Source organism: Aliivibrio sp. S3MY1, assembly GCF_028765575.1.
GTDB lineage: Bacteria > Pseudomonadota > Gammaproteobacteria > Enterobacterales > Vibrionaceae > Aliivibrio.
The window spans coordinates 91360-104849 of record NZ_JARACO010000002.1 but is presented as its reverse complement, the minus strand read 5'-3'; the positions used below and the strand labels follow the sequence as shown (position 1 = coordinate 104849).

At 39.6% G+C, this 13490-nt stretch carries 9 protein-coding genes and 1 pseudogene; 1 reads left to right on the top strand and 9 read right to left on the bottom strand.

From position 1 onward, the window contains the following. Positions 1 to 8 precede the first annotated feature (8 nt). From PVK62_RS02225 to PVK62_RS02200, 6 genes are all read right to left on the bottom strand, one after another. On the bottom strand, positions 9 to 2864 hold the full coding sequence (locus PVK62_RS02225; RefSeq protein ID WP_274443174.1) for a formate dehydrogenase subunit alpha: 2856 nt from the start codon (positions 2862 to 2864) through the stop codon (positions 9 to 11). Positions 2865 to 2876: 12 nt separating this feature from the next. Further along, entirely contained in the window at positions 2877 to 3074 is a 198-nt protein-coding gene (locus tag PVK62_RS02220; RefSeq protein WP_130044540.1) for a twin-arginine translocation signal domain-containing protein, read from the bottom strand. Between the two features lie 79 nt (positions 3075 to 3153). Beyond that, positions 3154 to 3753 carry a TorD/DmsD family molecular chaperone gene (locus PVK62_RS02215; protein WP_274443175.1) on the bottom strand — a complete coding sequence of 200 codons (600 nt, stop codon included), beginning with the start codon at positions 3751 to 3753 and terminating at the stop codon, positions 3154 to 3156. A 5-nt stretch (positions 3754 to 3758) separates the two neighbouring features. Beyond that, the gene (locus tag PVK62_RS02210) at positions 3759 to 5435 is read right to left on the bottom strand and encodes a 4Fe-4S dicluster domain-containing protein (RefSeq protein ID WP_274443176.1); all 1677 of its coding nucleotides are present in this window, start codon (positions 5433 to 5435) and stop codon (positions 3759 to 3761) included. Between the two features lie 203 nt (positions 5436 to 5638). Further along, on the bottom strand, positions 5639 to 6199 hold the full coding sequence (locus PVK62_RS02205) for a DUF3306 domain-containing protein (protein WP_274443177.1): 561 nt from the start codon (positions 6197 to 6199) through the stop codon (positions 5639 to 5641). After that, positions 6180 to 6641: a DUF3305 domain-containing protein gene (locus PVK62_RS02200; protein WP_274443179.1), complete on the bottom strand. Its 462-nt coding sequence runs from the start codon at positions 6639 to 6641 to the stop codon at positions 6180 to 6182. Before PVK62_RS02200 ends, PVK62_RS02205 begins: the two co-directional genes overlap by 20 nt. Before the next feature lie 183 nt (positions 6642 to 6824). Between PVK62_RS02200 and PVK62_RS02195 the strand changes: the two genes are divergently transcribed. Continuing rightward, on the top strand, positions 6825 to 7664 hold the full coding sequence (locus tag PVK62_RS02195; RefSeq protein ID WP_274443180.1) for a formate dehydrogenase accessory sulfurtransferase FdhD: 840 nt from the start codon (positions 6825 to 6827) through the stop codon (positions 7662 to 7664). Between the two features lie 34 nt (positions 7665 to 7698). Here the strand turns inward: PVK62_RS02195 and PVK62_RS02190 are convergent, their stop codons facing one another. The 3 genes and pseudogenes from PVK62_RS02190 to PVK62_RS02180 form a co-directional block, all read right to left on the bottom strand. After that, on the bottom strand, positions 7699 to 9756 hold the full coding sequence (locus PVK62_RS02190; RefSeq protein WP_274443181.1) for an HD domain-containing phosphohydrolase: 2058 nt from the start codon (positions 9754 to 9756) through the stop codon (positions 7699 to 7701). Between the two features lie 173 nt (positions 9757 to 9929). Continuing rightward, on the bottom strand, positions 9930 to 11084 hold the full coding sequence (gene mltC, locus PVK62_RS02185) for a membrane-bound lytic murein transglycosylase MltC (protein WP_274443182.1): 1155 nt from the start codon (positions 11082 to 11084) through the stop codon (positions 9930 to 9932). A gap of 238 nt (positions 11085 to 11322) precedes the next feature. Further along, a pseudogene (locus tag PVK62_RS02180) lies at positions 11323 to 13215 on the bottom strand (methyl-accepting chemotaxis protein). Positions 13216 to 13490 lie beyond the last annotated feature (275 nt).

Sequence of the window (13490 nt, the reverse complement as noted above, 5' to 3'; positions counted from 1 at the left end):
TATCACCCCTACGCTTTCGTGATTTTACATAGTGTCACTTTGGTTTCCTGCATTTGTGTTACAGGATCATAACCATAAGTGGTTGCTGTGTTTGCTGCTTCGCCGATTACGTATGGATCAGTACCTTCTGGGTATTTACTACGTAAATCTTCACCTTGGAATTTACCGCCAAAGTGGAATGGTACGAACGCTAAGCCCGGTTTAACACGACGTGTTACCATTGCTTTAACATGAATTCGACCTTTCTCTGCGCCTTCAACCCAAACCATGTCACCATCTTTAAAGCCGATGTCGTTTGCGTCTTTCGGGTTAACTTCGACAAACATTTCCTGTTGAAGCTCTGCAAGCCATGGGTTAGAACGCGTTTCTTCACCGCCACCTTCGTACTCAACCAGACGACCAGACGTCAGAATAATTGGGTATTCTTTTGACTTATCTTGGTCTTGAATTGTTTTGTACAATGTTGGAATACGGAAGTTAGCCGCGCGGTCATCCCATGTTGGGTAATCAGCAACTAAATCACGACGTGGTGTGTATAACGGCTCACGGTGTTGTGGAACACGGTCAGGGAACGTCCATACAATCGCACGTGCTTTTGCATTACCAAATGGCATACAACCGTGTTTAACTGCAACACGTTGAATACCGCCAGATAGATCGGTTTTCCAGTTTTTGCCTTCTGCTGCTACTTTTTCAGCCGCAGTCAGATCGTCCCACCAACCAAGTTGCTTAAGCAGTTTGTCAGTGAACTCTGGGTGACCATCTTCAATTTCACAGCCTACTGGGTAGCTGTCTTCTGCTAGCAAGCTTTCGCCTTCAAATTCCACACCAAAACGAGTACGGAAGTTACCGCCACCTTGAGCAACAGGTTTAGACGTATCATAAAGGATATGCGTGCCTGGGTGCTTCATTTCTGGTGTACCCCAACAAGGCCAAGGAAGACCGTAGGTTTCACCATTCACTGGGCCACCTTCTGCTTCTAACGTTGTTTTGTGGAATGTGTGCCAGTTCATTGTGTGCGCTTTAATACGCTCTGGGCTTTGGCCTGTGTAACCAATCGTCCACATACCTTTGTTGAATTCACGGGTAACGTCTTCAATCACAGGTTGGTTGTTTTCATCAATTCTGATATTTTTGAACAGTTGATCTGAGTAACCTAACTTTTTAGTCAATAGGTACATGATCTCGTGATCAGGTTTTGATTCAAACAACGGCTGAATAACTTGCTCACGCCATTGGAATGAACGGTTTGATGCGGTTACAGAACCATGCGTTTCAAACTGCGTTGTGGCAGGAAGAAGGTATACGCCATCAGTACGATCGTTCATTACTGCTGCAACGGTTGGGTATGGATCGACGATAACCATCATATCCAGCTTACTCATTGCTTTTCTGATCTCAGTACCACGTGTTTGTGAGTTTACTGCGTGACCCCAGTAAAACATTGCACGGATATTGTCGTTTTGTTCGATGTTTGCTTTGTCTTCTAAAACACCATCAACCCAACGAGATACAGGAATACCAAAGTTATTCATTGGCGTTTTGCCATTGTATTTACCCTGATCGAAGCGGCCTTTCACCCACTCAAAATCAAGATCCCATACTTTAGTCCAGTGTTTCCATGCGCCTTCACCAACACCGTAATAGCCTGGAAGCGTATCTGAAAGAACACCTAAATCCGTTGCGCCTTGTACGTTATCGTGGCCACGGAAGATGTTTGCACCACCGCCTGATTTACCCATGTTACCAAGAGCAAGTTCTAGGATACAGTATGCACGAGTGTTGTTGTTACCCGTTGTATGTTGAGTACCACCCATACACCAAACAACACAACCTGGACGGTTTTCAGAAAGCAGTTTTGCTGTCTCAAACACTTCAGCTTCTGCAATGCCTGTTACGCGCTCTACTTCTGCTGGGTTCCATTTTGCTACTTCTGTGCGGATCTCATCCATACCAAACACACGTTGGTTAATGAACTCTGTATCTTCCCATTTGTTTGCAAATACATGCCACAGTACGCCCCAAATGAAGGCAACGTCTGAACCCGGACGCAATGAAACATAGTGATCTGCTTTTGCTGCTGTACGTGTACGACGTGGGTCGGCAACAACGATCTTACAACCATTCTTCTCTTTTGCGATCAGAATATGTTGCATTGCTACTGGGTGTGCTTCTGCAGGGTTTGAACCAATGAATAGCATAGATTTACAGTTATGCATGTCATTGAATGAGTTGGTCATTGCACCGTAACCCCATGTGTTTGCAACACCGGCTACTGTGGTTGAGTGACAAATACGCGCTTGGTGATCGACGTTGTTTGTACCCCATAATGACGCCATTTTACGGTACAAATACGCTTGTTCGTTGTTGTGCTTCGCAGAACCTAACCAGTACACTGAATCTGGGCCTGATTCTTTGCGGATCTCAAGTGCTTTGTTGCCGATCTCTTCGATCGCTTGATCCCAAGACAGTTTTACCCATTTGCCATTTTCTAGCTTCATTGGGTATTTTAGGCGACGTTCGCCATGACCGTGTTCACGCAGTGCTGCGCCTTTTGCACAGTGACCGCCTGCGTTAAATGGGTGATCGAATGCTGGCTCTTGACCAGTCCATACGCCATTTTGTACTTCAGCGTAGATACCACAACCGACAGAACAGTGAGAACAAATTGTACGTTTCACTTCTGTTGGTGCATCAACTGGCACTTCTTTCGCTTGTGCTTTTTTCATCATGCTTGGAACAAACATGCTTGCACTTGCTACTGCACCCGCAGCAATTGTTGAAGTACGCATGAACATACGACGTGTAATGCCCAGCTGGTTCTCTTGCTTTTGTACCGAATCGGAACGTTTAGTTAATTTCATTATTAAGCTCCGTTATAGGCTATCGTAATAGTCACGAATGTGTTGAGTTTCGCGATATCCATCGCCCTTCTTCTCAACGTCTTTTTTATCCGTTACTGTGTTTGCGCTTGCTGTTCCTGATACCGCTGCTGCTACTGTTCCTGCGGCAGCTGCAGTTGCAAGGCCCTTCAGTAACGTGCGGCGGTTTAGGTCCGTATTTTTATTGCTCATTCAATGCTCCTTTGCTTCCAATGTACTTGGAATGGGCGTCTGTTTTTATGGTTTTAATTCTGTTAAGTCACACCGACATTTATACTTCTGTGACTTCAATTGCGTTTGGATTTTTTGCAAAGCGCGTTTGTTCTACAATGAAAAACGCCTCAACTAGTTGTGTCACTGATTGGTAGAAATCCGCATTTTCAGCGTTATTAATTTGCTCACACAGCGCTACATACCAAGGTTGAATATGACGGTTAAAGAATCGTTGTTGCAAAACTTCTGCATCACCCGCTTCAATAAGCATCGCCATAACTTCACATAATGCTGAAATATGATCTTCAGGCTCTTTTACGTTATCTGCTCGCTCAAAACCTAATTGCATAAGGTCTTGACGAAGGGCAACTAACGGTTTTTCCATTAAAGCGCCCGCTATGTGCCATGAGCCAAACGGCATCACTTCACCACGGCCAACGCCAATGAATAGGTTTTGGTATTCGTCTGTTAGGGCTTCTTGATTTGATTCTTGAGCCGCTTTTGACATTGTAGACCATGCTTTGCTCATTGCATGATCATCGTTACTTTCTACTTCAAGCGTACTTAGCCAATCAATCACCATTTGATCTGGTGCAATACGAAATAAATGCGCTAATAAACCATAGATTTCTTGTCTTACTTGCTGTTGTTCATTCATGGTCATTACACCTTTAATTGTTTTTCTGGGTTTGCAGACAGATCAGTAAAGATGTCTTTCACTCGACAATCTTCACACATGTATAGACGACTAATAGAAGCTTCATCACTAAAGTGTGGGTTACCCTGTAACTTAACTCTTAGCATTTCAATCATTGATGCTGGGGCAAAAGGCGTTCCGCAAGTGATACAACACGCGGCATCTTCTTTATGCATGATTTGTGTTTCTTGACGCTGTGTTTGGATCCAGTTCATTTGCACTTTCATGCTCAATACTTTTTCTGGACAAGCGCTGACACAAAGACCGCATTGAACACAATCTTGCTCAATGAATTTTAATGTTGGTGATTCGGGATCACTATGAAGAGCACGAGTTGGACAAACCGCGACACACCCCATACATAAGGTACAGTCTTTCGTTTCACAGCTCACACTGCCATAAGGCGCATGAGAAGGCAGAGACTGAATTTCTGTTATTTCGATATTATTTGCAATCGCATCAGCAGCAAGGTGATCTAACGCGCCCATTAAGCGTGCGCGTTTATTACCCGTTAATGGTTGCTCAATGACTGCTAATGGTGTTTCGATAAGTGTCATTTCGTGTAACGCTTCCATGTAAACCACTTGGATGCGTTGAGGATCTAACCCTAGTTGAGATAAGAAAGCCTGTGCAATCTCGACTTCTTGCGTTAATACACGCTGAATGGTTTCTGGCATTCTACGGCTAGCAATGAAAAGGATTTGCGCAGCACCATTAACAAGTGCAGAGAACCACGTATCAATACCAACTGAAAGAAGCTCATCAAGCACCACTGGGATAACATGATCTGGCATGGTTTTTAGTGCCATGACATTGAAGTTTTCATGGCGATCACTACAGAAAGCGATAATGGGTGTTTCCCCCCCCTCTTTCTTGTAGTTTGCTAATAGACGAGTAGCAAAGTTTTGTGTTTTCTCCGCTTCTGGTAATGCATAGCTGATGGCTTCTGTCGGACAAGCCGTTGCACAGGTACCAACACCTTGACAAAGGTATGGGTTAATTTGAATGTGGTGGCCTGTTTGATCAGAGCCTTCACTGGTTAGTGCGCCAGCAGGACAAGCATCAACACAACGCTCACACCCTTTAACGCCACGTGAACTGTGTGCACATAACTCTGGATTTAAGCGAAAGTATTTTGGTTTATCAAAGGTACCAACAAGTGCTGGCAATTCATCAAGCACCTGAGCTAGCGTTGGATAACCACGACCGACTGGATAGTAACCAGGTACTGGCACTTGCTCTGACATTACGCTATTTAGTTTCATGTCTAACACAAGATCGAATGCAGTAGCACCAATGGTTGCTTTTGCTAAATTAACACGTTCACCATTTAGGGTACACTCAACATCAAATGCGCCTAAAAAGCCTTTGATGCTTAGATCTTTAGCGTGGTAAACCGTTCTTTCAGTCTCTTTATTGTGTGCATCGGATTCGGTTGATACCAGTGTGATGCTGTTCAGCTCTGAGAACTGCTCGGCAACATCAACAATAATGCTGGTAGGTCCAATGATGATCAAGTTTCCACGGCTTTCGTAGCTCACCGTTGGTGGGATTAAGTTGTTTAACTCAACGGTTTGCGCAATAGCGAACTGACGCGCTTTGGCATTCGTTGTTTCAGATTGTGCTAAAAATTGGGTTAACATTGCTTCACCTATTCTTGACCCCATTTGGGCCTATTCAGTTCTAAGACTGGTTTCTAGGTGCTATATCGCAATAACCGTACCAACTTAATGGGTAATTATTAGAAATATTAATTAGCTAAAATGCGGTATTTTTAGACTATTTGATAGGATGTGTTTTTTGTCGGGACATTTTGTCTCACCTTGGTTCAAAATGTCCCGATCGTTTAAATGGTCTTTTTTGTCTCACTTAACGCTTTTTTGCTGCCTGTAACGTATTGATATTCATTATCATTACTGTTTGTTGCTTCCTTTTTTTCGATTACTTCTTGTTGTTCTGATGCTTCTTGTAATAATGGTTCTGCCACTGAGGCTGGCTCACTCTCACCCTCTTCTTCCTCAACAGGCTCTACCATCCAATCTCGTAACTTGGCTGCAGTTTCACTATCCAGTTTTGGTGGTGTTGAGTAGTTTGGCTCATCTTCCATTGCAAATTCAGGGTTCAAAAACATCTTACGCAATGCGGCTTTTTTCAGGTTTTTATCTACCCCAATTGCCATAAATTGGCTGACATTACTGGTTCCTGTAATTTCACCTAGATCGGCCTCGGTAGGTAGATCTATCTCAGCCGTCACCTCTGCCTCTTCTAGAACTGATGCGGTTTCAATATCATCGACAGAAGCTTCAATAACAGGTATTGATAACGCTTGAATAGGCTCATCACTGACCTCTTCACCTTGTTTTACCTTCTGTTTTCTCAGTGCCCATCTACTTAGGAAGTTGCTCACTTGCGCGCCCCGCACCTTTACGTTTCTTTCTACGAACTTCTATCAGTTCACCGTTTTTGCCAATAAAAGCTTCTAGCCATGCTTGTACTGGTAGTGGCATTCCAATCGATAATACAACGTAATCACCATCCATGTATTGGCCTATCAAGCTTTGTGAAGCCGTAACCATTACAGGAATTAGTACGTCATTATCGTTTTCAAACGCAAAAAATAGCTTCGGATCTTGGGAGCTTAAATTAAAACGGTAATCGGTTCGTTCATCTAAGAATATTTCTAGATCACGTTCAAACAAGATGCCGTTACTTTGCGCTGCTTGTGTTTTTTTCTCATAAAGATGAATGTCACCAAGATGCCAAGATGGCGCACTCCAACGTCCTACTTGTTTGGTTTCTTCAATCACTTCAAACTGAAGTGGCCATTGGTTTTCTGTTTTTTGATCCACAACTCACCCTTCTTTTTATGAGGCTTTTTTATCTCTATTGACACTATAAAGCAATCCTTATACCAACAACGGTTTATTTCTAATTTAACCACAACTCATCCTGTGGTATAAAATTTGCGTGTCATTCATTTGTTACCTTAAATATTATTAATTACCTTAAATCTCATTAATTTGGAGCTTACTTTGAGCCAATCACCAAAAATAATAACTACTGGCGCTGTACCTAAACAAACTCTTACTGTGGATGTTTATGATGAATACGGTGAGAAGCTAACAAAAGAAGTCGCGTGTGAACAACCATTAACGGTTATGTTGAATTGGCAAGAAGTGGTGACTCTAATGACGTTAGGCGCACGCCCTGCTGAATTAGTCGTTGGTTATTTAAAGAATCAACATTTCATTAGTGATGTGACGTTATTAGAATCCATCATGATTGATTGGGAAACCAAAACAGCCGCGGTGAATACTAAAGAGACCACCGAGCACGTTAAAGAGAATTTAAAGAAAAAAACGGTCACTTCGGGCTGCGGTCAAGGCACCATGTATGGCAACGTTATGAAGCAACTTGAGAATTACCAAGTACCTCAAGTAACGATTAACCAATCAGATCTTTATGCATCATTAGAAGCGCTGACGTATCATAATGACACCTATAAAGCGGCGGGTGCCGTTCATGGCTGTGCGATTTGTGAAAATAACCAAGTGCTTTCTTTTGTGGAAGATGTAGGCCGTCATAATGCGGTTGATACTCTGGCGGGTGAATTATGGTTAAACCGTGGTACGGGCGACAATAAGCTGTTTTACACCACAGGTCGTTTAACCTCTGAAATGGTGATCAAAGTTGCTCAAATGGGCATTCCCGTTTTACTTTCTCGCTCAGGCGTAACGCAAATGGGCTTAGATTTGGCGCAGAAATTTGGCATTACGATTATTGCTCGTGCAAAAGGTAAACGCTTCCAGGTGTTTGCAGGACATGAGAAAATTAATTTTGATGTGAAAGGTGAAGCTGCGCTTAGGGACTAATATTTAGGGGCTAGGTTCTAGCCCCTGATTCTATCTACTGATTATTCTCAAAGATCGCTCTAAATTCTTCGTGATGATGTAAAAACAGATCAACAATCATAGGATCAAAAGATACCCCTCTTTCCTCTGCAATAATCTCTATTGCAACCTCATGGGTGAACCCTTCTTTGTAAACTCGTTTTTGTCTTAGCGCATCATACACATCAACAATACTAACGATTCTAGCTTCAATTGGAATATCTTTACCTGCAAGGTGTAAATACCCTTTTCCGTTCCATTTTTCATGATGGTAAAGTACGATATTTTTGGTGATTATACTTAATTCGGTATTCTTTATGATCTCATAGCCGATGTTAACATGTTGTTTCATCACATCGAATTCATCAGGATCAAGCTTCCCTGGTTTCTTTAAAATGTAATGAGGGATACCAATTTTTCCGATGTCATGCAGAGAAGCAATCATACGGATATCCTCAACAAACGCTTTTGGCATCTTCAAAAGGTTAGATAAATACTCAGAATAAATATTAATCCGTTTATTGTGCTCACTGGTCTCTTCATCACTGTACAAAGACGCCATCTCTAATGAACCAATCAAGGACTCGTTCATAGTTAAAAGTCGATGCTGTGTTTTTTTCGCAAGGAAAACTCGTACAAGTAAAAGAGCGATAATGAGTATGCAAACACTCAAAACACAGATCCATATCCATAAGTCATTTCTTTTGTACTTTTCATTTTTATTAATATAAATGTTTTTAATTAACCGTTCATTATCTGAACTTATCGATATAAGATTAATCGCGTCAAACAATGCCTTATATTCTTTTTTTACAGCCATATAGACAGACGCTTTTTCTGTTAATGTACCGGCTATTTTTAGATCGAACATATCATGATTAATTGTGTGATTAAGCAATAATCTTTGATCGCCAAAGGCGTAATCTACGATCCCATCATCGACGGCTTTGATAATTTCTTCAAAAGTATCAAAAAATACCATTTTTACATTTAGCGTATTATTTTTCACATAGTCGTAATAATAAGCATTTTTCAATATCCCTACGGTTGAGTAGTTAACATCTGCAATACGAGATATAAAATTACCCTCTAATTTATTAAAGACAGAAAGTTCAAAGGTATAATATGGCTTAGTTAATAAATAGTTATCGGTTATACACTTATTTTCAAAGGTAGAAAGTAAAATATCATAATCGTTACATTCACCAATAGTTGGCTCTGTAAAATTAACCACATCTTTAAATATTAATTTAATACTCTCGAAAAGTGTTGGTGCTATTCCATGGTATTCATTATGAACATAATAACTGGTTGGAAACTCATTAAATCCATAACCGACACTGATCTCCAGCCCTTTAAGCTTTTCACTCTTTTTAAATAAATAGATGAAATAATCTTCACGCGACTTTTTCACCATATCCTTTACTTCTATTGTTTTTAAATCAGTAAAATATTTAATTAAAATAGAATATAGATCTACGTATTCCTTAGAAATAGCAAATGAGGTATACAAATCTTCTAGTCGTGGCAAAGAAAGCGTTGGATAAGCTTTATCAGTAATCACCTGTGTATCTGCCACAAAAGCATCAATATCCCCAACCTCCAACGCTTCTGTTAATTCATTTAAGCTTTTATATTTTACAGGACTATAATGTATTGATTCTTCGTATTGATTAACAAAATTAGTTGTAGAATACCAATCATCAATAAGGCCAATTCTTTTATGATTTAAACTAACTAGGTCTTTAATATTTTCAGTATCTTTAAAGAAAACTTTCGTATTTACTCGATATAAAGTAGGTACAAAAAAGTAGTTTTCACGCCTCTCCTTTGTATTTGCAAAATCAAAATACAGACCAGGATCTAAATTATTAAACTTATCATGCAATACATCAATATCTTCAATTTGTACGGTAAAGTTTGTATTTAACTTTTTATTAATATCCGCAACTAAATAGCTGTATACCCCTTTTTGAACGCCATTTTCAATAAAGAAAAGTCTTGAATCATAATTATCATTATAAAATGTAAAGTTTTTATTATGCTTAAGCCACTCACTTTCTTCTTTAGTCAATTCAAGCGACCATGAAAGTGAAGAATATAAACACAGCAAACAAAAGAAAATCTGTTTCAATCTAGCGTTACCACCAACTAATTTGATTATATTTTTAATAGAATGAGAAGCTAACAAATTGTATTAAAAATGTGTAATACAATTTATTTACCCTCTCAATCAACATATTCTATCTACGCTTTCTCATTAAATTCTTTTTGAAATTTCAACACTTTTTCAAGGTATCGACGCGCTTCTGCTTTTGGATGTTTATTGGTTAACGCCCAGTATAACTGCTCCGGTTTTAAACTATTTATCTCACTGATAGCTTTAGTTTTGCTTGTATCAAACGTTGAAAATACACCACCAGAGCCCCCGTTATAAGCCGAGATCATGCTGTAATGCTTATTGGTCGGGTGTTTGATATCGCGTAAGTATCTATTTTTCAAGATATAAAAATAAGCTGTGCCTGTATCAATGTTATTCGCAGGATTGAACAAATACTCTTTTGTTGGGATACCAGATTTATTTTTAACTAGTTTAAATACATCTGCTCCTGCCGTTTTTGGGATCACCTGCATTAAACCATAAGCACCAGCATGACTTACTGCATAAGGGTTGAAGCTACTTTCGGTCTGGATAATGGCATAAATTAAATCGATTGAAATTCCGTAGTCTTTCGACGCTTTTTTGATCAAATCTGCATATTGAAATTCACGTTGCTCTAAATGGTCATCTACCATTGAGATCTCAACGTAATATGCCTTACCGTTTTTAATCGTTTTAGATTGCAGCTTATTTTCAATTAAATAATCAGCGTATTTCCCTGCTCGCCATGGCCATTCAATGTCTTTGTTTTCTTGATCTTTAATTTGACCCAATAAAAATGGGCGTCCACGCAGCGGAATTGATTTATCACTGAATAAATCAACATGCGATGGATCTGCCGGCATTAAAACTGTGCCTATAATGGCTTTTTTTAACGTTTCTTTTGGTTGATATTGAGAAATCGTAGATACGTAAATTTTACCTTTATCAAAATCAATATGTGCACGAGTACGATAGCCATCAAGATACTTTACGTAACGATGCTTACCGGCTTCAAGAAACTCTTTATTCCCCCACTTATTGTGTACTTGGTTAGCAAGATTTGCTAATTGCTCTTCCAGTGTTTGGGTTGGTTTTGATGTGCTTGGTTTTGAGGTGCTTGGTTGCCACATATTTGAATTTGATGAACCATTACTACAATCACAAGACTCAGAGCTAGATTGATTATAATTCCCATCAAAAATTGGAGTACAAGACACTGTTGCTAAGGAGATAACAAGAGCAAATAATACGTTTTTCATTTATGTCCTAATAGTATATTTATCTTTACTTTCAATACACTGGAATAATTAACACATTGAGTGTTGGCCGATCAAGGAGGCATATTCTACACCTTGTTTTACGTTTGGGAATAGCTAATGAACAATGTTTCTGAAATATTTTAGCCATTGTTCTTATTTCTTTATTTTTGGACGAAAATCACATTTTTTTGACACAAAAACCGTCAAAAAATGACGGTTTTTATTAAATTTTAAACGTTTAAAGCTTATAACGTTTGATCTCTTCTTCTAGTGAATCCGCTAGTGACTTTAATGCCTCTGCTTGTTGTGCTGCGGTTTCAGCTTCACTCGCCATTTGATTGGCAACCTCTTGTACACCTTCTGTGTTACGGCTAATTTCTGCAGTAACACTTGATTGCTCTTCTGCTGCCGAAGCGATCTGCGTCGCCATATCACTAATCATATTAATTTGAACTGCTATATTTTCAATACTTACACCAGCCTCATCAACATCTTTTACACTCGTTTGAGCCAAGTGGTGACTGTCCGACATGACCGATACCGCTTTTTGCGTGGTAGATTGCAGTGTTTCAATCATCGATTGGATTTCTTCTGTTGAGGTATGAGTGCGTTGAGATAACACACGAACCTCATCTGCAACAACAGCAAACCCACGCCCTTGTTCACCAGCTCGCGCGGCTTCTATTGCCGCATTCAATGCAAGTAAATTCGTTTGCTCTGCAATTGACCGAATAGTGGCTAGAATTAAGCTGATCTTCTGTGCGTGGCCATTAAGATCTTCAATGATATCCACTGCACTGTTTACTTCACGCGCAAGATTTCCAATTGATGCTTGGCTTTGGTTTGCTTGATTATTCACCTCTTGGGTTAAGTCTACCGCTTGCTCTGCAGATTTTGCTGTATTCTCTGCATTACCCGCTATCTCTTGAGTTGCACTTGCCATTTCTGTTACCGCAGTCGCGACCATGGTAATTTCATCTTGTTAATGACGAATGTTTTGGCTACGTTGAAATGCTGAATCTGCTGAGTCCGTAGCAGAACGATTAAGCTCTAATGTGATTTCACGTAAATTCGATGCCATTGTGTGAAGACGAGAAACAAACTGATTAAAGTTTTCAGCGAGTTTACCCACTTCATCATCAGATGTAACATTAATACGAACCGTTAAGTCCCCTTCACCATTTGCAATATCTGCTAAGGCTTCTGATACTGTACCTAATTCACGTAATTGGCGTGTGACTAACCAGCCCGTAAATAATGAAACAAACAATAAAATTAAGCCGCCAATAAGTATTAATTTAAATAGCATTGCATTTAACGGCGTTTCTAGTGTGTCTTGATCCATAACAAGAGCAATAGCCCAACTTGTATTAGGGACAGCCGTTACCATTACGGCTTTATTTACTCCATTTTGCTCAGTAAAAAAGAAGCCGTCAGAGGCAAGCTCACTATTTAAGTTTATTGCATCAAACCCTTGACCTAATTCTAAAATTGGCTTTAGTGTCATTTTTTCATTTGGATGAGCAACGACAATTTTATTGCTGACATCAAGAAGCATGGCGTAACCTTTTCCTAGGACAGGAATATCCAGTACATCATCGATTAAAGTAGATAAAGAGAGATCAGATGCTGTAACACCAATGATTTTTCCATTTTCACGTACAGGTTCAGTCAATGTGACTACTAATGCCTGCATGGTATGGCTAACATAAGGCTTTGTGGTAATCGCTTTATTGGCAGCCATTGTTTCTTTATACCACCCACGAGTTCGAGGATCATAACCCGCTTGATTTAGTGATGGATCTTGACGTTGCATTACCCCCTCTGCATCACCATAGTAACTCAGTCCAAAACCACCTGACGTAAAGGTTTGTTTTAAGTGTGCCACCATATCTAAATTTGGATCTCGTTCTATGGCTTCTTTCATTGCCGTAATAGCATCTTGACGACCTTTGAACCAATCTCCAATGCCTAAACTGTATGCTTTTGCAGTATTCCCACTCTCACTGCGAATACTATCCCACGCTTGAGTTTTCATCGTTTGATATGAAAAAGTACCCAACGAAATAATCGTTAAAACGATAAGAGCAACACTTGTTATTACAAGTTTTGTTTTTAATGTTAAATGCATAGTATGTCTACTTTTATAATTCTAAATAATATAAAGCAATGTAGGATTAGCAGTGGAGCCAACACCCCCTACATTGCATGACTCACTAATGAAACAAGCGAATAATTAATGAGACATATTAACAGTCTTATTATTTAATAAATGTGTCCTTTTTCACAAATAAAATCCAAAAGCATGTATAAAACTACTCTTATTTTTTGATAAAAAACACTTAACATTATGTATGAACCCCCCAACAATGCACTCTCAAGCCATCAAAAGAGAATGATTATTGT